The organism is Pseudomonas pseudonitroreducens, from assembly GCF_021603645.1.
Taxonomy (GTDB): domain Bacteria; phylum Pseudomonadota; class Gammaproteobacteria; order Pseudomonadales; family Pseudomonadaceae; genus Pseudomonas; species Pseudomonas pseudonitroreducens.
Window position 1 is genome coordinate 705,921 of the sequence record NZ_BQHJ01000002.1, and the last position, 22,158, is coordinate 728,078.

Here is a 22,158-nt window from a genome sequence, read left to right on the forward strand (position 1 = left end):
TTGCACTTGATCGTCTGAAAAAGTGGGCGCCTCAGGCGCGCCAGCCGCCGATACCCGCCGCCGCCGAGAGCTGGCTGAGGGGAACCCGGATGCGTTGTTCGCGCTGCAGCAGGTTGAGCAGGATCAGCGCGCGCTCGGTGCCGTCGTCGCAGACGAAGATGGCCTCCACCTCGCAATCGCCGGCGCACTTCACACGCACCACCTGGCCTTCGTGGAAGCCACTGGACGGACGCTCGGGCATGGCCAGCAGGCGCTGGCGGATGCCTTCCACCAGTTCGTCGGCGACCGCCAGCGGTTGTGCGCCGAAGCTGACGATGCGCGCCACGCCACGGGTGGAGCGAATCGGGAACCAGTTGTCGTGCTGCTGATCGAGGCGGATGAACAGATAGCCGGGGAACAGCGGCTGCGCCCGGCTGCCCAGCTTCACCAGCGGGCGGTAGCAGGTGAAACCCTGGCGCCCGAGGTTCTCCTCGGCGCGCAGTTCCTGGTGCGGTTTGGTCTGGATCAGGTACCAGCGGTACTGCGCGGCTTGCAGGCCTACGCTGACAGCGGAATTCATGATTCGTACTCCCCAAGAAGGTCCGACGAGGGAGCGGGTCGCTCCAGGGTGTAGCGGCCTAGCAACCGCTGCATCTCGTCCGGCGGGTTGAACATCAGCACGTCGATGATCGACAGGCTGGGGACGAAATCAGGGCTGAACTGCGGGTAGCTCAGTTCATCCATGCGCAGGAATTGCAGCCCCAGCCCGTGGGCCTGGAACACCTCGGGCGAATACAGGTGACGGCCACCCTCGGGGTTGAGGTAGACGTCGCCGCCGCTCTGCTTCACCGCTTCGATCAGGCGCTGGTCGCGGCCGATGTCGTCGGCCAGGTCCAGCTCGGAGACACGCGCCATGGGGGTATCGATACCCAGGTGTTGGCAGATGCGGCGGATCGAGTGTTCGGCGAAGTGCGACAGATTGCGCTCGGGGTGTTCGAGTATTTCCTCCAGCAGCGGCATCACCTGCGGGTAGCACGGCGCACGGTGGTAGGCGTGGCGAATGGTGTGCAGCAGGCGCTGGTTGCTCAGGCACATCTCTTCGCTCAGCCGCCGCTCGTTGATCGCCTGGGTCTGCGAGCCCTGCTCCAGGGGGAAGCTGAACTGCCAGATCTTGCCGCCGACCAGCAGGCGGTTGCGGTTGATCCAGCCACGCCGGGTGTACTGCAGGCTGTCGCCGAGAATGAACAGGCCGCTCGCGGCGATCAGCTGGAAGTACCCCAGGTAGGGGAACAGGTACGGCTGCATGAGGCTGACGATATGGACCATGGCTGCATCCCTTCCCTAAGTACCTTTCAGTCCTTGGCGTCGTAGCGGTAGGCGTAGGCGCCGTAGTCGTAAGCGGCGGTCGAGGCCTTGCGTTTCACACCGTTGAGGATCGCCCCCTGCAGGTGGATGCCGCTCTGCCCCAGGCGCCGCCGCGCGGTGTCGATCTCGCTCGCCGGGCTCTGGCCGAAGCGGGTCACCAGCAGGCAGATACCGCACAGCCGGCCGACCAGGGCGGCGTCGGTCACCGCCAGCACTGGCGGGGTGTCGACGATCACCAGGTCGTACATCGCCGAGGCATCGCGCAGCAGCTGGGCGAAGTTGTCGTGCATCAGCAGCTCGGAGGGGTTGGGTGCGGCGAAACCGCAGGAGATGAAGTCCAGCTCCGGCACCTCGGTGGGCAGGATCACGTCGCTCAACGGGCGGTGCGAACTCAGCGCGTCGGACAGGCCATGGCGCGGGGTCAGGCCGAACACCCGGTGCAGGTAGCCCTTGCGCATATCGGCGTCGATCAACAGGGTGCGCAGGCCCGATTGCGCAACGATGGCGGCGAGGTTGCTGGAGACGAACGACTTGCCGGCACCCGGCGCCGGGCTGGTCAGCATCACCACGTTGTTGCGCGCTTCGAGCAGGGCGAAATGCAGGTTGGTACGCAGGCTGCGGATCGCCTCGTTGGCCAGGTCGCCAGGTGTCGAGGCTGCGAGCAGCTTGGGCGTGTGGCCGAGGATGTCGCCCTTGCGTTCCTTCTCCAGGCGCTCCTGCTGCCGCGAGTATGGAACCGCGGCAAGCACCGAGAGGCCGAGTTGTTCGATCGCCTCGGGGTTCTCCACGCCACGGTAGAAGGCCTGGCGCAGGAACAGGATGCCCAGGGCGACGCAGAATCCGAGCAGGGTGGCGAGCAGCACGATGACTTTGCGCATGGGCTTGGCCGGCTGCTCGACGTTGGCCTGGGCGGTATCGATCACGCGCACATTGCCGATGGTGCCGGCGCGGATGATGTCCTGCTCCTGGGCCTTGTTCAGCAGGCTGGTGTAGGTCTGCCGGGTGACCTGCATGTCACGCGACAGGCGCAGCAGTTCCTGCTGGGTGGCCGGCAGCGCCTGGATGCGCTTCTGCAGTTGCGCCTTGCGGTCTTCCAGGCTGCTCATCTGCTTGAGCAGGGCCTGGTAGGTCGGGTGCGTCGGGGTGTAGAGACGATCGTAGTCGGCGCGCTTGAGCCTGAGTTCGGAGAGCTGGTTGTCGATGCCCACCACCTGGTCCAGCACGCCGCGGGTCTCGACACTGATGTCGGCGGACTTGGCGGTGGTCTGGTAGGCGTTGTAGGCAGCTTCGGCCTTTTCCAGGTCCATGCGCACCACCGGCAGCTGCGAGCGCAGGAACTGCAGGCGCTGCGAAGCTTCGGCGGAACTGCGCTCGACGTTCTGCAGCACGTAGAGCTGGCTGATCTTGTCGAGGATGCGGTCAGCCTGCAGCGGATTCGGGTCCTCCAGGGTCATGTAGATGATCCCCGAGTCCTTGCCGGCCTCGGCCACCTTGAGCAGCTTCTGGTAGTTCAGGGTGGTGGTCAGCAGGCGGTTCTTCGCCACGATGAACTCGCTGCCGGGGCGCGCCACCAGCTCGTCCACCTCGATGCTGAAGCCCTTGTCCATCACGGTTTTCTTCAGCTCGCCGCGCAGGATCAGCTGGCCGTCGGCGTTGAGCAGGTGATAGGCCTCGCCGCCATCGGCCACCAGGGTCAGCGGTTCGCCCAGGTATTCCTCCGGTACGTCGAGGGAGAACACCTTGATCTGCTCGCCGCCCCAACCGTAGGTGCCCATGCCCAGCCAGGGCGCGGCAAGTGCCTGCCCGGCTTCGGGCTGGTAGCGCCGCGCCAGGTAGTCACCGATCAGCGGCAGGTGCCGCGGCTTGGCGATGATGTCCAGCTTGAGAATCTCCACCGCCTTGCCGAGCACGGCGCGGGACTTCAGCAGCTCGATCTCGGTGGAGGCGATCGACACCGAGTCGGGGCGGTTGATCACCTCCGGCGTGCCGTTCAGGCCGTTCTTCTTCTGCTCGATCTGGATCATCGCGCCGGAGACGTAGATCGGCGTGGCGACCACCGCGTAGAACAGCCCGAGCACGGCGAACAAGCCGGTGACGGCGAGGATCATCTTCTTGTGATCGAACAGCAGGCGCAGCAGGCCGGCAACGTCGATGCGGGTGTCCTGGAGCGTTTCCAGGGACGAGCGGGGCATGACACTCATGGACTTCCATCCTCCAGTGAGTTGGCGCGCGTCAGCGCGCCTGAACCGGGTTGAGCCGCTTGAGCAGATTGGCGCCGTGGTTGCCGATCAGCAGCAGGAACGCCTGGACCTTGCGCACCGGCGAGATGGCCGCCATGGACATCCGGCAGACCTGCATCAGGAAGTACTCGTTGAGCTCCTGGTTCCCCAGGCGCTGGTAGTAGCGCGACAGGCAGTAGTAGGTGTGCAGGGTCATGTGCTGCTGCACGCGAGCAGCCTGCATGGAGAAGATCCCGCCCTTGTGCACGCGGTAGGCGGCCGGGCGGATTTCCTCGATGAAGCGCCCCTTGCCGAAGGCCCCCAGCAGCGACCACCAGCACAGGTCGACCATGCGCGTGCTGAGCAGCTCCGCGGGCATCTCGGTGAGCACGTTGCGGAACACCGTGGTCAGGGTGGAGATCGCCCGCGCCTGCTGCAGCTCCAGGCGGCTGGCATCGCGGCGGAACTTGCCGGTGAGCTGTTGCGGCTTGATCACGCCGTCTTCGTTGAAGGTGTAGGCGTCGTGATAGGTGATCACGTAGTCCGGATTCGCCTCGAGGAAGTCGACCTGGATCTGCAGCTTGCGCGGGTCGGTCCAGTAGTCGTCGCCTTCGCAGTAGGCGATGTAGCGGCCACGCGCCTTGCGGAACACCGGCAGCCCATGGGAGAGGCCCTTGGAGTACTGGTTTTCCTTGTGGAAGATCGGCTTGATGATGTGCGGGTAGCGGGCCGCGTAGTCGGCGATGACCTCGGTGGTGCCGTCGGTGGAAGCGTCGTCATTGACCAGCACTTCGATGCGGAAGTCGGTGATCTGCTCCAGGAAGCTGTCCAGCGTGCGGCCGATGTAGTTGACCTGGTTGTAGGCGAGGCAAACGACGCTCAGCAGGGGCTTGGGGTCTTCCGGCCAGTTGGAAAGGATCTGCAGCTCGGAGCGGATATCCATGTCTAGACACTCGGCTTGTGGGACGGTTTGAACAGGCGCAGCAAAGCCGGGGCAGAGCCCGCGCCCACGAGGAACAGGGTGATCAGGCCGCACACGGCGAGTGCCGCCAGCAGCCACAGGCGCTCGCCGGAACGGGCCAGCAGCGTGTAAAAGGGTTCGCTGAGCAGCAGGCCGGCAGCGCTCAGCGCGGCGATCTGCAGGGTGTCGCGCAACCAGGCGCCGTGCAGGCCGGGAGCAAAGGTACGGTGCACGATCGCCGGCCAGATCAGGAACGACACCAGGCGCAGGCCGAACCAGCACAGCGCCACGCCGAGCACGCCGTAGAGGTAGGCACTGGCGATCACCAGCGGCACGCTCACCAGGGTGGAGATGACGCTGTACCAGACGTGCATGCGCAGCTGGCCATGGGCGTACTGCAGGTAGAACTGGAAGCTGGCCACCGCCAGCAGGCCTGAGCCGAGTACGTACCAGGCCAGGATCGGCCGGCACCAACTGGCGGCCACGGCATCGCCGCTCCAGGCCAGGACCAGGTCATGACCATGAGCGGCGATCACCGCGACCATCGGGAACAGCAGCACACAGACGAAGCGGTTCGCCTTGAGATAGAGCTGCTGCATGTCTTCGTGGCGTTCTTCGGCGACCAGCATGGTCATGCGCGGCAGCAGCGACTGCGCCAGCGGATTGACCAGCGTGAGGACTCCGCCGGCAATCAGCGCCACCAGGGAGAAGTAACCGTACTGCTGCAGCGGCAGCAGGTTCGACAGCAGGACCTTGTCCAGCTGGGTGAGCACGATCCACAGGCAGGAGGTGAAGGACATGCCCAGGGCGAAGGGCAACACCGGGCGCACCGTGTCGCGGCAGAAGCGGGTCAGCAGGCGCACGTCCATCCACAGGTAGGCCTTGCCACCCAGCAGCAGCGCCTCGATCAGCGACACCGCCACCTGGAACTGGAAGAACACCAGCGGGTCCTGGCTGACCTGCGCCACCAGCAGCAGGCCACCGAAGTAGCGCAGCGTGGTGATGAACACGTTCACCGCATTGATGAAGCCGTGCAGTTCCTGCCCCTGCAGCGCACTGCGGTACAGGGTGGCGTAGAGCCGCAGGGCCACCAGCAGGCCCATCAGGCTGATGCACTGGGCAACCAGTTCGGGCGAGAGCTGCTGCACCTTGAGCCACTGCCCGGCGATCCAGCCGCTGCCGCTCCACACCGCCAGGCTGCTGAGGAAAGTCAGCGGCAGCAGGATCAGCTCGAAGGAGCGCAGCAGGCGCGCCTGGTCCTGGCCTTCACCGCCAACGTGACGGCCATGGGCACCACGGCCATGGGCCACCTGGCGCACCAGCGCCGGCGACAGGCCGACATCGAGCAACAGCAGCCAGCTCTGCAGCACCGCGAAAAAGCCGATCAGGCCATAGGCCTCGGCCCCGAGGTGGCCGAGGTAGAACGGCTGGATCAGGATGCCGATGACGATGGCGTACGCCTGCCCTGCGTAGTTGAGCAGGGTGTTGCGGACCATCGACAGCGAGCGGGCGGTGCGCATGATCGTCCCCTTACACCGCGACGGCGACGCGGCCGCTTTCCAGCAGCAGCACTTCGATCACCGCGCGCTGGATTTCCTGGGGCAGGCCCGGGTACAGCGGCAGGCAGAGGATGCGCTGGCTCAGCTCGCGGGAGAGCACCTGCGGCTCCTGCGGGGCGAGGTAGTCGAGGGTGTCCAGCGACGGGTAGAAATAGCGCCGCGGGTTGACGCCGATCTCGTTCAGCGCAGTACGTACGCGCAGCACCTGGGCTTCGTCACGCAAGCCGATGGGGTAGTAGCTGTTGTTCAGCCGGGCATAACTTTCGCTGACCTGCAGGTCGTAGTAGCCGCTGAGCGACGCCGTGTAGCGGGCGGCGATCTCCTCGCGCTGGGCGAGGATGTCGTCGATCTCGTCGAGCACGCACAGGCCCATGGCGGCGGAGAACTCGTTGAGCTTGGCGTTGATCCCCAGGCCGACGATCTGGTCGACCCCGGCGATGCCGAAGTTGCACATCAGGCGGACCTGCCGGGCCAGCTCGTCATCGGCGGTGACGATGGCGCCACCCTCGATGGTGTGGAACAGCTTGGTGGCGTGGAAGCTCAGCGTGGTGGCATCGCCCCAGGCCAGCACCGAGCGGTCGCGATAGCGCGAACCGAAGGCATGGGCGCCGTCGTAGATCACCTTCAACTGGTTGCGCTGGGCCACCGCCTGAATCTCCTCCACCGCACAGGGATTACCGAACACGTGGGTGGCGACGATGGCGGTGGTATCCGGCGCAAGGCTGGCTTCGATGCGCGCAGGGTCGAGGTTCCAGGTCCGCGGGTCGATGTCGGCGAAGCGCGGGCGGATGCTCTCCCACTGCAGCGTGCTGCTGGTGGCAACGAAGCTGAAGGGGGTGGTCACGGCACTGCCGGTCACGCCCAGGGCGCGGTAGGCCACTTGCAGGGCGATGGTGCCGTTGTTGGTGAGAATCACATGGCGAACGCCGAAATAGTCCTGCAGGCGCTCTTCCAACTCCGTGACGAAGGGGCCGTGGTTGGTGATCCAGCCGGAGGCGTAGATCTGTTCCACGTAGGCCTTGAACTTGTCCAGGTTGCCCAGGTAGGTCTTGGTCACATTGATCACGGTCGCATCCCTCTGTTGGATGGAAAGTCCGTTGGCTGTCGCGTCGCCGCTCAACCCAGCGCCGACAGCGCGAAGGGAGCGTCGTCGATGCCGCTGTCCATGGTTTGCGCGGCTTGCGGCGCGCGGCTGGCCAGGTGCTCCTGCAGGGCCTCGATGACCCGGCCGCTGGCGTCGTTGTGGAACTGCCAGACGCCATAGATACGGCTGTCGAAGGAGCGCTCGCTGCCCAGCATCGGGTTGGCAGCAAGTCCCGAGCCCAGGCCGAAGCTGTAGAGGCCGGGAATCGGCCGGCCGTTGTGGTCACGCAGGCAACCGGCGGCGTCGGAATCCAGCCCGCCCTTGCTCTCGCGCACCTGCAGTGGCTCGCCGTTGGCGCGGCGCAGCGCCGGCAGGCAGGGCTGGTATCCGATGGCCTGGACGATCACGCCGTCGTCGCTGCAGCACTGCTCCAGGCGTTCACGGGCGGCAGGCGAGCGGTCTTCCAGGCAGAGCAGCTCGACCTTCACCCGCGTACCGCTGACGATCCCGTTGGCCAGCACGTCGGTACCGACCTGGTGGGCGCGGTAGCGCAGGCCGCCGGAGCGGTTGACCCGGCCGGAGACCGGGCACACATCCATGCCTTCGTCGACCACGTAGCCAGCCGCGCGGGCTTCCTCGACGCTCTCGAAGAACAGGCGGATCGGCGCGCGGTGCAGCAGGGTGATCTGCTCGAGCCCCAGGCAGTCCAGCGCGCAGGCGAGGTTGTCGAGGATCGAGAAGGCACTGTGCGAGCCGCCGACTACGGTAAAGCGAGTGCCCGGGGTAACCCGGTCGCCGAACAGTTCCACCAGCTCGGCAGGGTTCAGGCTCAGCAGCGCGTCGGAGGAATAGACCGTGGGGCCATCGTGGGCCAGGTGCAGGTCCTGTTCGGCCAGGCTCCAGTTCAGGTACTCGCGGTTCTGCCGGCCACCCAGGTTCATCACCAGCGCCCCCGCATCGATCTGCACGGCGTGGGAACCGCTGCGCAGCGCCAGCTGGAAGCTGCCGTCATCCTGCGCGGTGATCTTCTCGATACGTGTACCCAGCGCCACTTCGACGCCCAGGTGCTCGGTGACGTAGCGCATGAACAGCGTCGAGGCATGCGCCAGCAACTCGCCGACCTGCGTGAGCATTGGCGCGCCGTGCGGGTCGTTCTGCAGCGCACGGAACGCCGGGGAATGCGCCAGCGGCGCGAAGATCGGCAGCAACGCCGGATCGCGAAGGCAGTCGAGGAACACATCGCCGACCGAGTTGGCGGTGATGTGGTAGTCCCCCAGTCGGCCACGGCCGACCGCCAGTGCCGCGTCCACGACCAGCAGGCCATCACGGGCGAGGCTCGCCAGCGCGCCGGTCTTGTAGGCATTGAAGAGGAAACCCATGCCGGCCGGGCCGGCGCCGCCGACCACACAGGCATAGTTGCAACGAAGCGATTGCTCGGCCATCAGCCTTGACTCCCAGCGCGGCGAGACGCGCGGCTCTCGTGAGGCCGGCACTGTCGGCCGGCAGGGTGGCGGCGCTCGCGCCGGGATTCCGTCACTCGCGGCACAGCCGCGGTCGCGCAACGCTTCCTCGGGAAGGTTGCGGGAATCAGTTCGGAAGGAATGGCGAGCGCCCGCAGAAGAACTTCGGCAGAACGCCGAAGTTGCTGTTTCATGAATGAAACAGCCAGTTCCTGGCACGGCTCAAGTTCAGTCGAAAGTTCAGCTTTGTTACACCATGAAGAACTGGCATAACTGGATTTCGAACTAAAGAGAGCAGTTTTACTGAACATTTCAATAGCACCACTGGAATTGGCGCCAGATTTCCAAAGTTTCACCAGCGATACACTTTCCGGGCGGGAAGCGTCGCTCTTCTTGCCAGTTTCGACGGCACCGTAAGTTCCGTCTTTTTCCATTAATGCAGTGGCCATCGTTACTGACTCCAGTCCAGGAGATGCTCTGTACCGGGCCTTTTGCAGAATTCGAAGACAAGGCTACCGCCCGAGTTCGAATGACCCGATTCAAACAACGACAATCAACTGTTCGTCCCTGGAGTGGCCGTTACTTTTTCCTGGGCAAAGCTACCGCCCTCCGGCCTGTTCCGAAAATCTGGAAAAACAAAAGCAAAAAGCTATCGCGCTTTCGCAGCGAAGAAGGCCGACGAAAGTTGTCAGGCAGCGATAGGAAAGCGACAGGAAGAAGAGGGGGCAGAATCTTCCTTGACCTTACTGCTCTTGCGACTACTCCCTGAGGTGTCTCATCTGGACACCACACGATATTGCTATGTGGATAGTAATAGAGGGGGGGACAAAGGCGTGTCAACGTAGGAAGCACTCCTACGCCGGGAATCCGACAGAAGGCAAATCAGTATTCGTAACTTATTGATTTATAAGGCGCCATAAACATGACACAGGCGTTTTGACAGCATAAACGTACACTTTCGTATCTGCACTAAAAGGATTAGTCGGAAAGTATTAATGTATCCGCCGCGGACACGGCGGATGTGTTTCATCCTTGAACAATGCGGTCCTTGCCGGTGCGTTTCGCCTGATACAGGGCGGCATCGGAACGACTGTAGAGCGCAGAAAGATTCTGGTCTTCAGGCTGCAACAGGGTCAGCCCCTGGCTGATGGTGACGCTGAAGAAATGCTCGGCCTCGTTGAAGCGCAGGCGCTGTACTTCACGCTGCAGGCGCTCGCCGATCTGCCGCGCCGTATTCTCGTCACAGCCGGGCAGCAGCACGGCGAATTCCTCACCGCCGATACGCCCGAACAGGTCGCCGCGGCGCAACGCGCCGGCACCGCACTGGGCGATCCGTTGCAACACCACATCGCCGACCTGGTGGCCGTAGACGTCGTTGATCTTCTTGAAGTCGTCCACATCCAGCAGCAGGAAGGCCAGCGGCGTGGACGTCGCCTTGCAGTCGCGGAAGGCCTGTTCGGCGCTGTCGAAGAAGTAGCGGCGGTTGCTGCTCTGGGTCAGCACGTCGGTGGTGGCCAGGCGGTGCAGCTCGGTCTCCAGATGCTTCTTGTCGGTGATGTCCTCGGCGATACCGACGATCATCAGCGGCAGGCCGGCATCGCTGTGCTGGCTGACGAAGCATTTGTCGCTGAGCCAGCGCACCTCGCCGTCGGCCCGCAGGATTCGATACTCGCGCTGTTCGATGGCGCCGCGCTCCAGCACCTCCTGCAGGGTGCTCTGGGCGTAGTCCAGGTCATCGGGGTAGATGCAGTTGCGCCACTCGTTGTAGTCCGCCAGCAGCAGCGCGGCGGAGCGGCCGAAGATGCGCTCGTACGCCGGGCTGACATAGACCATGCGCTGGGCCTGCCAGTCGAAGGCCCAGAGTACCGAGTTCACGCTCGCCAGCAACGCACTGAAGAGCTGTTCGCGCTCCTTCAGGCGCGTCACCTCGGCGCGGCTGTGCAGCAATGCCAGCAATGCTTCTTCCTGATCGGCTGGCAGTTTGTTCTCATCCATGTATCAGCGTCCTCCCGCTCATTGACCGGGGCTATGACCGCAAACTACGCCAGGCTGCTGCAAATTAAACGAAAAGCCCGCCGAACGGCGGGCTTTTCTTGAGACGCATCTCTCAACGTCCTAGGACGCTTCCGCCATTCAGACGGCCGGACGCAGCGAGTAGGTCTTCAGTTGCTCGGCGAATTCGCGCAAGGACTGGATGCCGCTGGCTTCCGCCTCGTGCACCCATTGCTTGATCGCGGCGAGCATGTCGTGGCCGTTGGCGCTGGTTTTCACCCAGATCTGTTGCAGGGCCAGGCGCTTCTCGTAGATCACCTGCAGGGACTGGCTCTGCGCGAGCAGGTCCTGGATGCGCGCGTGGTGGCGATCCTCCAGCAGGCTGGTTTCCCGCGAGAGCAGGCGCTTGGCGCGGCGGAACAGGTGACGCACGGACTCGTCGGCCTTGGCCAGTTCCTGCTTCACCAGCGGGCCGATCACCAGCTTGCGGTACTGCGCCATGATCTGGAAGCGGTTGTTGAGGATGGCCATGGCAGTATCCATGTCCAGGTTGCCCTTGCCTTCCACCCGGTGGGCGATCGGCGCCACACGGGCCACCTTGGCCAGACGCAGGAAGCTGAACAGCTTGATCCAGGCCCAGCCGAGGTCGAACTCCCACTTCTTCACCGACAGCTTGGCCGAGTTCGGATAGGTGTGGTGGTTGTTGTGCAGCTCTTCACCACCGATCAGGATGCCCCAGGGCACCAGGTTGGTGGCGGCGTCGCGGCACTCGAAGTTGCGGTAGCCGATGGCATGGCCCAGGCCGTTGATGACGCCGGCCGCCCAGACGGGAATCCACATCATCTGCACGGCCCAGACGGTCATGCCGAGCACGCCGAACAGGGCGAGGTCGATAACCGCCATCAGCACCACGCCGCCGATGGGGAAGCGCGAGTAGAGGTTGCGTTCGATCCAGTCATCCGGGCAGTTCTTGCCATAGATACGCAGGGTGTCGGCGTTCTCCGCCTCCTTGCGATACAGCTCGGCGCCGGTGCGCAGCACCGTGCCCAGCCCCTTGAACACCGGGCTGTGCGGGTCTTCGGCGGTTTCGCACTTGGCGTGGTGCTTGCGATGGATGGCCGTCCATTCGCGAGTATTCATGGCGGTGGTCAGCCACAGCCAGAAGCGGAAGAAGTGCTGCAGCGCCGGGTGCAGTTCGAGCGCCCGATGCGCGGAATAGCGGTGCAGGTAGACCGTGACACCGACGATGGTGATATGGGTCAGGACCAGGGTGACCGCCACCAGTTGCCACGGCGACAGGTCAAGGAAACCGTTGTACCACATAGGCGATACTGTACCTCGGAAGGGGTGTGGGCTTTGCCCTGTTGGGCATGGATTGCCGGGAAAAGACAGCCCGCATTATCACTAAGCAGGTCCGGATTACCATCCGGTCTTTTAGATACGAACCAGGCCAACTGGCCATCATTTATACTGCACAGCCAATAATTCCAACCCACTACCGCATGAATCCAAGCCTCAGCGCCCTGCGCATCAGTCTTGTATACCTGATCGCCGCCACCCTCTGGGTGTGGCTGGGTGACCAATGGTTACAAAATCTCCTGCCCGATCCCGCTTCGCTGATGCAGGCGCTGGTGCTGAAGAAGTACCTGTTTCTCGCCATCACCTTCCTGTTGCTGTTCTTCCTGCTCTGCCGGCACCTGCGCCAGCAGCACGCCGCGTTCGCCGCGCTGAGCGACAGCGAGCAGCGCCTGAGCCGCGCCTTCGCGGTGGTCGAGGACGGCATCTGGGACTGGGACCTGGAAACCCAGCGCGTCTATTACTCGCCCGGTTACGCCAACCTGATCGGCCTGCCGCTGGAACACCTGAGCGATGACCTGCTGCTCTGGGAAAACCGCCTGCACCCGGACGACCGCGCGCGCACCCTGGCCCTCCACCAGGACTGCATCCAGGGCCTGCGCACCCGCCTGGAGTGCGTCTATCGCATCCGCCACGGCGACGGCAGCTATCGCTGGGTGCGCAGCAGCGGCCGGCTGACCCGCGCCGAGGACGGCCGCCCGCTGCGCCTGACCGGGGTCAACCGCGACATCACCCACCAGCGCAGCAACGAAGACCACCTGCGCCAGGCCGCCGCGGTATTCGAGGCAACCCAGGAAGGCCTGCTGGTGACCGATGCGCGCGGCGTGATCGTGCACACCAACCCGTCCTTCTCGCGCATCACCGGCTACAGCGCCGAGGACGTGCTCGGCGTCCAGCCGTCGCTGCTCAAGTCCGGCCGCCAGGACGCCGCCTTCTACCAGTGCATGTGGACCGCGCTGCATGAGAATGGCGTGTGGAGCGGCGAAATCTGGAACCGCCGCAAGAGCGGCGAGGTGTACCCGCAGTGGCAGCACATCCGCGCCGTGCGCAATGAAGAGGGCGAGCTGACCCACTACGTCGCAGTGTTCTCCGACCTCAGCAGCCTCAAGCGCTCGCAGCACGAACTGGATTTCCTCGCCCACCATGATCCGCTGACCGGCCTGCCCAACCGCCTGCTGCTGCGCGAGCGCATCGAGCAGGCGCTGGCCCGCGCCGAGCGCGAACAGGGCGGCGGCGCGCTGCTGAGCATCGATCTGGACCACTTCAAGCACATCAACGACAGCCTCGGCCACACCATCGGCGACCTGCTGATCCGTGCGGTGGCCGAGCGCCTGGAAAACTGTCTGGACGAGCGCTGCTGCCTGGCGCGCCTGGGCGGCGACGAATTCGCCGTGGTCCTCGAAAGCCAGCAGCCACACCACGCCAGCAGCCTCGCCCAGCGCCTGCTGGAAGCGATGAGTGCGCCCTTCGAGGTCAACGATCAGGTCATCTACATGTCGGTGAGCCTGGGGGTCAGCCTGTTTCCCGAAGACGCGCGCAACGTCGACCATCTGATGCAGCACGCCGACGCCGCGCTGTTCCAGGCCAAGGCCAGCGGGCGCAATCTCTACGCCTTCTATACCCCCGAGCTGACCGCCCGCGCGCGCTCCCACGTACAGGTGGAGTCGGCGCTGCGCCACGCGCTGGACCACGACGAACTGCGCCTGTACTTCCAGCCGGTACATGACCTGGCCAGCGGGCGCATGGTCGGCGTCGAGTCGCTGGTGCGCTGGCAGCACCCGCAACGCGGCCTGATCGCGCCGGGCGAGTTCATTCCGGTGGCCGAGGAAAGCGGCCTGATCACCGCCATCGATGCCTGGGTGCTGGAGCGGGCCTGCCGGCAGATGCGCCAGTGGCTGGATGCGGGAATCGGCCTGGAGTTCATCGCGGTCAACGTCTCCAGCCGGTTGTTCGGTCGCGGCGGGCTGGAGGAGCGTGTGGCCCTGGCCCTGGAGCAGAGCGGCCTGGAACCGCATCACCTGGAACTGGAAATCACCGAAAGCGCGGTGATGGACAACTTCGACCAGGCCCTGGAGCTGCTCTGCCAGCTGCGCCTGCTGGGCGTGCACTTGGCCATCGACGACTTCGGCACCGGCTACTCCTCGCTGATGCGCCTCAAGCGCATGCCGGTGCACAAGCTGAAGATCGACCAGGGTTTCGTCGCCGGCCTGCCGGACGAATCCGAGGATGCCGTCATCGCCTGCGCAGTGATCGCCCTGGGCCAGAGCATGGGCCTGCAGGTGGTCGCCGAAGGCATCGAGCGCCCCGACCAGGCCGCCTTCCTGCTCACCCACGCCTGCAACTTCGGCCAGGGCTACTGGTACGGATCGCCCCAGCCGGCCGAGAACCTGCTGGCACAATTGCCACGCAGCACCGCATGAATCCACGCTAAAAACTTTCTGATATATAAAAATTCTTAAACAGTATTTTTAAGAATATCCAGCTCCTGCCTAAGATGCGCTCACACCGCACGCGCCGTTGGTGAATCGGCCGGTGGTCAACCCATTAGGAGCAGATACCCATGAGCGCAACCCTCCGTAGCCTGGACGGCCAGGACGAAGCCAACATCCTGCGCGAAGTGCAGAGCGCCCTGCGTGGCCTGCGTTTCGGCGCTGTCGAGATCACCGTGCACAACGGCCAGGTCGTGCAGATCGAACGCAAGGAAAAATTCCGCCTGCAGCAGAGCCCGGGCAAACCTGCCTGAGCGCCTGGGCCCCTGACTCGCGAACACGACTGGACCACCGGAGCGTCGCCATGACCGCCCTGCCCCACCGGTACTGCAGCTGCCAGCCACGAATGCGTGGCTGACATCGCCCCCCGAAAGACCCTGCCCAACAAACACAAATAGAACTGCATTTATTTCAGGAGCTGCACATGTCCATCCGCCGTTTCGCCCTGGCCGCACTGGCCAGCGCCCTGATCGCCGGCCCCGTCTCCGCCGCGACCCAACTGCTGAACGTTTCCTACGACCCGACCCGCGAGCTGTACCAGGCCTACAACGCCGCCTTCATCAAGCACTGGAAGGCCCAGGGCGGTGACGACCTGACCGTGCAGCAATCCCACGGTGGCTCGGGCAAACAGGCCCGCGCCGTGATCGATGGCCTGAAGGCCGATGTGGTGACCCTGGCCCTGGCCGGCGACATCGACGAACTGAACAAGCTGGGCAAGCTGCTGCCCGCCGACTGGCAAGCGCGCCTGCCCGACAACAGCACTCCCTACACCTCGACCATCGTGTTCCTGGTCCGCAAGGGCAACCCCAAGGGCATCAAGGACTGGGCCGACCTGACCAAGCAGGGCGTCGAGGTCATCACCCCGAACCCGAAGACCTCCGGCGGCGCCCGCTGGAACTTCCTGGCCGCCTGGGCCTGGGCGAAGAAGGAATATGGCAGCGACGAGAAAGCCCAGGAATACGTGCAGAACCTGTACAAGCACGTGCCGGTTCTGGACACTGGCGCCCGCGGTTCGACCATCACCTTCGTCAACAACAACATTGGCGACGTGCTGCTGGCCTGGGAAAACGAAGCCTTCCTGGCCAAGAAGGAACAGGGCGGCGAGAACTTCGAGATCGTCGTTCCGTCCGTGTCCATCCTGGCCGAGCCGCCGGTGGCCGTGGTCGACAAGACCGTCGACAAGAAAGGCACCCGCAAGGTCGCCGAGGAATACCTGAAGTACCTGTACAGCGAAGAAGGCCAGCGCATTGCCGCGCAGAACTTCTACCGCCCGCGTAACGAGAAGGTCGCAGCCGAGTTCGCCAATCAGTTCCCGAAACTGAACCTGGTGACCATCGACAAGGACTTCGGCGGCTGGAAGGTCGCGCAGCCCAAGTTCTTCAACGACGGCGGCATCTTCGACAAGATCTACCAGGCGCAGTAATGCACCACCCGCCCGGCACTGCGCCGGGCGGCCCGATCCGCGCAGGCCGGTGCACAGCCCGCGCGGAAGGAAAACCCCCGCCCCATGGCGGGGGCTCAACGCGTTCACGAGAAAGGACAGCAAATGTCGCGACGCATCTCCCCGGTCATACCCGGCTTCGGGCTGACTCTGGGCTACACCCTGGTGTATCTCAGCCTGTTGGTGCTGATTCCGCTGGGGGCCATGTTCCTCAAGACGACCCAGCTCTCCTGGGATCAGTTCTGGACCATCATCACCGCGCCGCGAGTCATCGCCGCGCTCAAGCTGAGCTTCGGCACCGCGCTGATCGCCGCGTTGATCAACGGCGTGATCGGCACCCTGCTGGCCTGGGTGCTGGTGCGCTACCGCTTCCCCGGGCGCAAGATCATCGACGCCATGATCGACCTGCCCTTCGCCCTCCCCACCGCCGTGGCCGGCATCGCGCTCACCGCGCTGTATGCGCCCAATGGCCTGGTCGGGCGCTTCGCCACCGAGATCGGCCTGAAGATCGCCTATACCCCGCTGGGTATCACCCTGGCGCTGACCTTCGTGGTCCTGCCCTTCGTGGTGCGCACGGTGCAGCCGGTGCTGGCCGATATTCCGCGTGAAGTCGAAGAAGCCGCCGCCTGCCTGGGCGCCAAGCCGCTGCAGGTGTTCCGCCACGTGCTGCTGCCGGCGCTGCTGCCCGCCTGGTTGACCGGTTTCGCCCTGGCCTTCGCCCGCGGTGTCGGCGAGTACGGCTCGGTGATCTTCATCGCCGGAAACATGCCGATGAAGACCGAGATCCTGCCGTTGCTGATCATGGTCAAGCTGGACCAGTACGACTACACCGGCGCCACCGCCATCGGCGTGCTGATGCTGGTCGTCGCCTTCGTCCTGCTGCTGCTGATCAACCTGCTGCAACGCCGCATCGAAACGCCTTGAGGAGCGCGCCATGAGTACCGCAAGCCTTTCCGCCGCGGCCGCTGCCAACGCTGCTCGCCGGGGTAATGTCTGGGGCCGTCGCGCCCTGATCGCGCTGGCCTGGCTGGCCTTCGCGCTGTTCCTGCTGCTGCCGCTGTTCGTGGTGCTGAGCGAGGCGCTGAAGCAGGGTTTCGGCACCTTCTTCGAAGCCATCCTGGAACCTGACGCGCTGGCCGCGCTGAAGCTGACGCTGATCGCCGTGGGCATCTCGGTACCGCTGAACCTGGTGTTCGGCGTCTCCGCTGCCTGGTGCGTGACCAAGTTCGAGTTTCCCGGCAAGAGCATCCTGGTCACCCTGATCGACCTGCCGTTCTCGGTCTCCCCGGTGATCGCCGGCCTGATCTACGTGCTGCTGTTCGGCGCCCAGGGCTACTTCGGCGAGTGGCTGTCGGACCACGACATCCAGATCGTCTTCGCCGTGCCCGGCATCGTCCTCGCCACCCTCTTCGTTACCTTCCCCTTCGTCGCCCGCGAACTGATCCCGCTGATGCAGGAACAGGGCACGCAGGAAGAGGAAGCCGCGCGCCTGCTCGGCGCCAACGGCTGGCAGATGTTCTGGCACGTGACCCTGCCGAACATCAAATGGGGCCTGATCTACGGCGTGGTGCTCTGCACCGCGCGGGCCATGGGCGAGTTCGGCGCCGTGTCGGTGGTCTCCGGGCACATCCGCGGCGTCACCAACACCCTGCCGCTGCACGTCGAAATCCTCTACAACGAGTACAACCACGTCGCCGCTTTCAGCGTTGCCACCCTGTTGCTGTTGATGGCCCTCGTCATCCTGCTGCTCAAGCAGTGGAGCGAGTCGCGCCTGTCCCGCACCAAAGTCAAAGCTGACGATGAATAAGTGAGAGCCCAGCCATGAGCATCGAGATCCGTAACGTCAGCAAGAACTTCAACGCCTTCAAGGCGCTGAACGACATCAACCTGGATATCCACAGCGGCGAGCTGGTCGCCCTGCTCGGCCCGTCCGGCTGCGGCAAGACCACCCTGCTGCGCATCATCGCCGGCCTGGAAACCCCGGACGTCGGCAACATCGTGTTCCACGGCGAGGACGTCTCACAGCATGACGTGCGCGATCGCAACGTCGGCTTCGTGTTCCAGCACTACGCGCTGTTCCGCCACATGACGGTGTTCGACAACGTCGCCTTCGGCCTGCGCATGAAGCCGAAGAAGGAGCGCCCGAGCGAAGCGCGCATCGCCGAGAAGGTCCACGAACTGCTCAACATGGTGCAGCTGGACTGGCTGTCCGACCGCTACCCGGAGCAGCTCTCCGGCGGCCAGCGCCAGCGTATCGCCCTGGCCCGAGCGCTGGCGGTAGAACCGAAGATCCTGCTGCTCGACGAACCCTTCGGCGCCCTCGACGCCAAGGTGCGTAAAGAACTGCGCCGCTGGCTGGCGCGTCTGCACGAGGAGATCAACCTGACCTCCGTGTTCGTCACCCACGACCAGGAAGAGGCAATGGAAGTCGCCGACCGCATCGTGGTGATGAACAAGGGCGTGATCGAGCAAATAGGCTCGCCGGGCGAGGTCTACGAGAACCCGGCCAGCGACTTCGTCTACCACTTCCTCGGCGACTCCAACCGCCTGCACCTGGGTGGTGACGAGCATGTGCTGTTCCGTCCGCACGAGATCTCGCTGTCGCGCTCGGAAGTGGCCGAGCACCGCGCCGCCGAAGTCCGCGACATCCGCCCGCTGGGCGCGATCACCCGGGTGACCCTCAAGGTCGATGGCCAGGACGAGCTGATCGAGGCCGAAGTGGTCAAGGACCACGACAGCCTCACCGGCCTGGCGCGCGGCGAGACGCTGTACTTCAAGCCGAAGGCCTATCAGCCGGTGGCCAACATCTGATCCGGCAAAGCGCTTTTCTGTAGGAGCGAGCAAGCTCGCGAATAACTCCGCTACGGGGTCGGGTTCGCGAGCAAGCTCGCTCCTACAAGAGCCTCCCGCGCTTCCCCATGGCTTTCAAACCCTCGTATCCTGCCGACCTTGCTTTCAACAAGGCCCGGCCATGTTCGACGCCCTCCCGCAACACCTCGAACTGATCGTTCTCACCTTCCTCCTCGCCGGCCTGGTGAAAGGTGTGGTGGGGCTCGGCCTGCCCACCGTCGCCGTCGGGCTGCTCGGGCTGGTGATGCCGCCGATGCAGGCCGCTGCGATCCTCGTCGTGCCATCCACCGTCACCAACATCTGGCAGCTCGCCGCCGGCCCGCGCTTCCTCGGGCTGCTCAAGCGCTTGTGGGGGATGCTCGTAGGCATCGTCGTCGGCACCCTGGCGGTGGGCTGGCTGCTGGCGGGGGAAAACTGGCCGGCGGCCACGCCGTTGCTGGGCGTGGCGCTGATCCTCTATGCGTTGCTCGGGCTGTCGAACAAGCGCTTCAGCGTGGCGCCAAGGCACGAGCGCTGGCTGTCGCCACTGATCGGGGTGATCACCGGCGGCGTCACCGCCGTGACCGGCGTCTTCGTGATTCCGGCCGTGCCTTTCCTGCAGGCCCTGGGGCTGGAGAAGGACGATCTGGTGCAGGCGCTGGGGCTGTCGTTCACCGTCTCGACGCTGGCCCTGGCAATCACCCTCAGCCAGCACGGCTCGCTGTTGCAGGCGGACGTGCTCGGCTTGTCCCTGCTGGCCCTGTTACCGGCGCTGGCGGGCATGTACCTGGGCACCTGGCTGCGCTCGCGGATCAGCCCGCTGGCGTTCCGTCGCTGCTTCTTCGGCGGGCTGTTGCTGCTGGGCGCGGACCTGGCAATTCGCGGTATCTAATCTCGCGCCGGATTGCCTTTCTGTAGGAGCGAGCTTGCTCGCGAACCCAGCCCCGGCAGCGGAGCTTGTTCGCGAGCAAGCTCGCTCCTACACGTCTGTCCCTCGCTGGCGCAACCCTGTAGGGCGCATAACGCCCATGGCGTTATCCGCCCCGTGCCCGGTTATGCGCCCTACAAGGCCACGTCTCCCGGGGCAGAGTGGCAATTCACTGCTCGTCCAGATGACGGATCAGGAAATCCCGGCTCGACTCGACGATAGCCTTCTGTGCCTGCTCGCTCGCCACCATCCGCGCCAGCACCAGCGCGCCGACACATTGCGCCAGCAGGGCCCAGGCGTCTTCCGCCGAGCCCAGCACTTCAGCCCATGCCTGCTGCAATTCCACCAGCGCATCCTCGGCGCTTTGACGTACTGACTCGTCGGCGCGGGCAATCTCCGCGCCCAGCGCCGGAATCGCGCAACCGGCAGCCGCATCCTGCACATGGGTGACGTTCAGGTAGCGCTTCAGCCCGCGCTCCAGGCGCGCACGGTCGAGCACCTTGCCCTTCGCCGCGAGGCGCTCGACGCTCTGGCTCAGCTCGCGCTCGACGATGGCGGCGAACAGCTCGTCCTTCGAACCGAAGTGGTTGTAGAACGCCCCGCCGGACAGCCCCACGGCCTTCATCAGCCCGTCCACGCCGGTGGTGGCGAAACCGCCCTGCTTGGCGAGCGAACCGCTGCTGTCGAGCAGGCGCTGGCGGGTTTCTTCCTTGTGGGTGGCTGAGTAGCGCATGGAGCGCCTCCGTGGAAGCGGTTGACGATGCCTCGGATATTAACATAACGTTCGTTTACCTAACGACCGTTTACCAACTTTCGCGCACCCCTGAGGAAACGAGAATGTCGAACAAGAAAGTCGTCCTGGTCATCGGCGCCGGCGATGCCACCGGCGGCGCCATCGCCCGCCGTTTCGCCCGCGAGGGCTACGTCGCCTGCGTCACCCGGCGTTCGGCGGACAAGCTGCAGCCGCTGGTGGACCAGATTCGCGCCGAAGGCGGTGAGGCCCACGGTTTCGCCTCCGACGCCCGCCAGGAAGAAGCGGTGATCGAGCTGGTGGAAACCATCGAGCGCGACATCGGCCCCATCGAAGCCTTCGTCTTCAACATCGGCGCCAATGTGCCCTGCAGCATCCTCGAGGAGACCGCGCGCAAGTACTTCAAGATCTGGGAAATGGCCTGCTTCTCCGGCTTCCTCACCGGCCGCGAAGTGGCCAAGCGCATGGTCAAGCGCCAGCGCGGCACGATCCTGTTCACCGGCGCCACCGCCGGCCTGCGCGGCGCCTCCGGCTTCGCCGCCTTCGCCGGGGCCAAGCACGGCATCCGCGCCCTGGCGCAGAGCATGGCCCGCGAACTGGGGCCGATGGGACTGCACGTCGGCCACGTGGTGGTGGACGGCGCCATCGACACCGAATTCATCCGCGAGAACTTCCCGCAAAAGTACGCGCAGAAGGACCAGGACGGCATCCTCGACCCCGAGCACATCGCCGACAGCTACTGGTACCTGCACAGCCAGCCGCGCGATGCCTGGACCTTCGAGCTGGACCTGCGCCCCTGGATCGAACGCTGGTAACAATCGGCAGACGACGAGCTGCGCGTCGGCCAGGCGTCGCTGGACTCCAGCAGGGGCTGCTCAGTTACGAACGTAAACTCCGCGCCCCTGCTGAGCTCCGCCTAGCCTGGCTCTAGCTCGCAAGGTCGTATACCGAATTTGCGAACCCACATAAAAAGAGAGAGCCACTCATGAGCAAATCCGTCGAGTTCTACTTCGACTTCGGCAGCCCGACGTCCTACCTGGCGTATACCCAACTGCCGGGCATCTGCGCCGAAACCGGCGCCGAGCTGGTCTACCGCCCGGTCCTGCTGGGCGGCGTGTTCCAGGCCACCGGCAACGCCTCGCCCATCGCCGTGCCGGCCAAGGGTCGCTACACGCTGATCGACATGACCCGCTTTGCCCGCCGCTACGGCGTGCCGATGAAGATGAACCCGCACTTCCCGATCAATACCCTGACCCTGATGCGTGCCGCCACCGGCATCCAGCTACGCCAGCCGGAGCGTTTCGAGGCGCTGCTCGCCTGCGTGTTCAAGGGCATGTGGGTGGACGCGTTGAACCTGGGCGACCCGGCGGTGCTCGGCCCGTTGCTGGCCGAAGCGGGCTTCGATCCGCAGGCGCTGCTGGCACTGACGGCGGAACAGGAAGTGAAGGACGCGCTGAAGGCCAACACCGAAGCGGCGATCAAGCGCGGCATGTTCGGCGCCCCGACCTTCTTCGTCGGCAACGAGATGTTCTTCGGCCAGGATCGTCTGGATTTCGTTCGCGAAGCGCTGGCGTAAAGCGGTTCGCGAGTACCGTAGGGCGGATAACCTGGGACAGGTTATCCGCCGGCAGGAAGCGGTTCGCGAGCAACATCTACAGCGGCGTCAGTGACCACCTACGTAGGATGGCGTGGAGCGCAGCGATACCCATCGATTCCGCGCACCGACCGCATGGATATCGCTGCGC

20 protein-coding genes are annotated in these 22,158 nt (G+C 64.8%); 9 read left to right on the forward strand and 11 right to left on the reverse strand.

What is annotated here, in order from left to right; translation table 11 throughout:
* Positions 1 to 31: 31 nt before the first annotated feature.
* The 10 genes from rfaH to desA form a co-directional block, all read right to left on the reverse strand.
* On the reverse strand, positions 32 to 559 hold the full coding sequence (gene rfaH, locus L6D89_RS07250) for a transcription/translation regulatory transformer protein RfaH (protein WP_236199225.1): 528 nt from the start codon (positions 557 to 559) through the stop codon (positions 32 to 34).
* Positions 556 to 1,305, reverse strand: a complete 750-nt coding sequence (locus tag L6D89_RS07255; RefSeq protein ID WP_236199226.1) for a WbqC family protein — start codon at positions 1,303 to 1,305, stop codon at positions 556 to 558. Before L6D89_RS07255 ends, rfaH begins: the two co-directional genes overlap by 4 nt.
* 26 nt (positions 1,306 to 1,331) lie before the next feature.
* The gene (locus L6D89_RS07260) at positions 1,332 to 3,545 is read right to left on the reverse strand and encodes a polysaccharide biosynthesis tyrosine autokinase (protein WP_236199227.1); all 2,214 of its coding nucleotides are present in this window, start codon (positions 3,543 to 3,545) and stop codon (positions 1,332 to 1,334) included.
* Positions 3,546 to 3,576: 31 nt separating this feature from the next.
* Positions 3,577 to 4,506: a glycosyltransferase family 2 protein gene (locus tag L6D89_RS07265; protein ID WP_236174321.1), complete on the reverse strand. Its 930-nt coding sequence runs from the start codon at positions 4,504 to 4,506 to the stop codon at positions 3,577 to 3,579.
* 2 nt (positions 4,507 to 4,508) lie between these two features.
* On the reverse strand, positions 4,509 to 6,044 hold the full coding sequence (locus L6D89_RS07270) for a lipopolysaccharide biosynthesis protein (protein WP_236174320.1): 1,536 nt from the start codon (positions 6,042 to 6,044) through the stop codon (positions 4,509 to 4,511).
* A 10-nt stretch (positions 6,045 to 6,054) separates the two neighbouring features.
* On the reverse strand, positions 6,055 to 7,149 hold the full coding sequence (locus L6D89_RS07275) for a DegT/DnrJ/EryC1/StrS family aminotransferase (protein WP_236174319.1): 1,095 nt from the start codon (positions 7,147 to 7,149) through the stop codon (positions 6,055 to 6,057).
* A 50-nt stretch (positions 7,150 to 7,199) separates the two neighbouring features.
* Positions 7,200 to 8,609: a hypothetical protein gene (locus L6D89_RS07280; RefSeq protein ID WP_236174318.1), complete on the reverse strand. Its 1,410-nt coding sequence runs from the start codon at positions 8,607 to 8,609 to the stop codon at positions 7,200 to 7,202.
* Positions 8,609 to 9,076 carry a hypothetical protein gene (locus L6D89_RS07285; protein ID WP_236199228.1) on the reverse strand — a complete coding sequence of 156 codons (468 nt, stop codon included), beginning with the start codon at positions 9,074 to 9,076 and terminating at the stop codon, positions 8,609 to 8,611. The genes L6D89_RS07280 and L6D89_RS07285 overlap by 1 nt, the downstream gene beginning before the upstream one ends.
* Positions 9,077 to 9,653: 577 nt before the next feature.
* Positions 9,654 to 10,622: a GGDEF domain-containing protein gene (locus L6D89_RS07290; RefSeq protein WP_236174316.1), complete on the reverse strand. Its 969-nt coding sequence runs from the start codon at positions 10,620 to 10,622 to the stop codon at positions 9,654 to 9,656.
* 138 nt (positions 10,623 to 10,760) lie between these two features.
* On the reverse strand, positions 10,761 to 11,942 hold the full coding sequence (gene desA, locus L6D89_RS07295; RefSeq protein WP_236174315.1) for a delta-9 fatty acid desaturase DesA: 1,182 nt from the start codon (positions 11,940 to 11,942) through the stop codon (positions 10,761 to 10,763).
* Between the two features lie 179 nt (positions 11,943 to 12,121).
* On the opposite strand from desA, the gene L6D89_RS07300 reads away from it, so the two are divergent.
* The 7 genes from L6D89_RS07300 (at position 12,122) to L6D89_RS07330 (ending at position 19,626) form a co-directional block, all read left to right on the forward strand.
* On the forward strand, positions 12,122 to 14,395 hold the full coding sequence (locus tag L6D89_RS07300; protein WP_236199229.1) for a putative bifunctional diguanylate cyclase/phosphodiesterase: 2,274 nt from the start codon (positions 12,122 to 12,124) through the stop codon (positions 14,393 to 14,395).
* Positions 14,396 to 14,535: 140 nt separating this feature from the next.
* Positions 14,536 to 14,718: a sulfur starvation response protein OscA gene (gene oscA / locus L6D89_RS07305; protein ID WP_017520779.1), complete on the forward strand. Its 183-nt coding sequence runs from the start codon at positions 14,536 to 14,538 to the stop codon at positions 14,716 to 14,718.
* 170 nt (positions 14,719 to 14,888) lie between these two features.
* Positions 14,889 to 15,887, forward strand: a complete 999-nt coding sequence (locus tag L6D89_RS07310; RefSeq protein ID WP_138526608.1) for a sulfate ABC transporter substrate-binding protein — start codon at positions 14,889 to 14,891, stop codon at positions 15,885 to 15,887.
* 123 nt (positions 15,888 to 16,010) lie between these two features.
* Positions 16,011 to 16,829, forward strand: coding sequence for a sulfate ABC transporter permease subunit CysT (cysT, locus tag L6D89_RS07315; protein ID WP_017520777.1), 819 nt, complete (start codon positions 16,011 to 16,013; stop codon positions 16,827 to 16,829).
* Between the two features lie 10 nt (positions 16,830 to 16,839).
* Entirely contained in the window at positions 16,840 to 17,712 is an 873-nt protein-coding gene (gene cysW, locus L6D89_RS07320; protein ID WP_236174313.1) for a sulfate ABC transporter permease subunit CysW, read from the forward strand.
* A gap of 14 nt (positions 17,713 to 17,726) precedes the next feature.
* Positions 17,727 to 18,716, forward strand: coding sequence for a sulfate/molybdate ABC transporter ATP-binding protein (locus L6D89_RS07325; RefSeq protein ID WP_236174312.1), 990 nt, complete (start codon positions 17,727 to 17,729; stop codon positions 18,714 to 18,716).
* 160 nt (positions 18,717 to 18,876) lie between these two features.
* On the forward strand, positions 18,877 to 19,626 hold the full coding sequence (locus L6D89_RS07330; protein ID WP_236199230.1) for a sulfite exporter TauE/SafE family protein: 750 nt from the start codon (positions 18,877 to 18,879) through the stop codon (positions 19,624 to 19,626).
* Positions 19,627 to 19,831: 205 nt separating this feature from the next.
* Here L6D89_RS07330 and L6D89_RS07335 read toward each other — a convergent pair whose 3' ends face one another.
* The gene (locus L6D89_RS07335) at positions 19,832 to 20,395 is read right to left on the reverse strand and encodes a TetR/AcrR family transcriptional regulator (RefSeq protein WP_236199231.1); all 564 of its coding nucleotides are present in this window, start codon (positions 20,393 to 20,395) and stop codon (positions 19,832 to 19,834) included.
* Positions 20,396 to 20,499: 104 nt separating this feature from the next.
* Here L6D89_RS07335 and L6D89_RS07340 point away from each other — a divergent pair, with 104 nt between their 5' ends.
* Complete coding sequence (locus L6D89_RS07340) at positions 20,500 to 21,228, forward strand: SDR family oxidoreductase (RefSeq protein ID WP_236174309.1); 729 nt, start codon at positions 20,500 to 20,502, stop codon at positions 21,226 to 21,228.
* A gap of 170 nt (positions 21,229 to 21,398) precedes the next feature.
* The gene (locus L6D89_RS07345) at positions 21,399 to 21,989 is read left to right on the forward strand and encodes a 2-hydroxychromene-2-carboxylate isomerase (protein WP_236174308.1); all 591 of its coding nucleotides are present in this window, start codon (positions 21,399 to 21,401) and stop codon (positions 21,987 to 21,989) included.
* The last annotated feature ends 169 nt before the right edge of the window (positions 21,990 to 22,158 follow it).

Bases quoted from the DNA above. Each gene is read 5' to 3' on its own strand.
- L6D89_RS07280 (WP_236174318.1), bottom strand. From the start codon at position 8,609: ATGGCCGAGCAATCGCTTCGTTGCAACTATGCCTGTGTGGTCGGCGGC.
- L6D89_RS07285 (WP_236199228.1), bottom strand. From the start codon at position 9,076: ATGGCCACTGCATTAATGGAAAAAGACGGAACTTACGGTGCCGTCGAA.
- cysT (WP_017520777.1), top strand. From the start codon at position 16,011: ATGTCGCGACGCATCTCCCCGGTCATACCCGGCTTCGGGCTGACTCTG.
- L6D89_RS07345 (WP_236174308.1), top strand. From the start codon at position 21,399: ATGAGCAAATCCGTCGAGTTCTACTTCGACTTCGGCAGCCCGACGTCC.
- rfaH (WP_236199225.1), bottom strand. From the start codon at position 559: ATGAATTCCGCTGTCAGCGTAGGCCTGCAAGCCGCGCAGTACCGCTGG.
- L6D89_RS07270 (WP_236174320.1), bottom strand. From the start codon at position 6,044: ATGCGCACCGCCCGCTCGCTGTCGATGGTCCGCAACACCCTGCTCAAC.
- cysW (WP_236174313.1), top strand. From the start codon at position 16,840: ATGAGTACCGCAAGCCTTTCCGCCGCGGCCGCTGCCAACGCTGCTCGC.
- L6D89_RS07265 (WP_236174321.1), bottom strand. From the start codon at position 4,506: ATGGATATCCGCTCCGAGCTGCAGATCCTTTCCAACTGGCCGGAAGAC.
- L6D89_RS07340 (WP_236174309.1), top strand. From the start codon at position 20,500: ATGTCGAACAAGAAAGTCGTCCTGGTCATCGGCGCCGGCGATGCCACC.
- L6D89_RS07335 (WP_236199231.1), bottom strand. From the start codon at position 20,395: ATGCGCTACTCAGCCACCCACAAGGAAGAAACCCGCCAGCGCCTGCTC.
- L6D89_RS07300 (WP_236199229.1), top strand. From the start codon at position 12,122: ATGAATCCAAGCCTCAGCGCCCTGCGCATCAGTCTTGTATACCTGATC.
- oscA (WP_017520779.1), top strand. From the start codon at position 14,536: ATGAGCGCAACCCTCCGTAGCCTGGACGGCCAGGACGAAGCCAACATC.
- L6D89_RS07260 (WP_236199227.1), bottom strand. From the start codon at position 3,545: ATGAGTGTCATGCCCCGCTCGTCCCTGGAAACGCTCCAGGACACCCGC.
- desA (WP_236174315.1), bottom strand. From the start codon at position 11,942: ATGTGGTACAACGGTTTCCTTGACCTGTCGCCGTGGCAACTGGTGGCG.
- L6D89_RS07310 (WP_138526608.1), top strand. From the start codon at position 14,889: ATGTCCATCCGCCGTTTCGCCCTGGCCGCACTGGCCAGCGCCCTGATC.
- L6D89_RS07255 (WP_236199226.1), bottom strand. From the start codon at position 1,305: ATGGTCCATATCGTCAGCCTCATGCAGCCGTACCTGTTCCCCTACCTG.
- L6D89_RS07290 (WP_236174316.1), bottom strand. From the start codon at position 10,622: ATGGATGAGAACAAACTGCCAGCCGATCAGGAAGAAGCATTGCTGGCA.
- L6D89_RS07325 (WP_236174312.1), top strand. From the start codon at position 17,727: ATGAGCATCGAGATCCGTAACGTCAGCAAGAACTTCAACGCCTTCAAG.
- L6D89_RS07330 (WP_236199230.1), top strand. From the start codon at position 18,877: ATGTTCGACGCCCTCCCGCAACACCTCGAACTGATCGTTCTCACCTTC.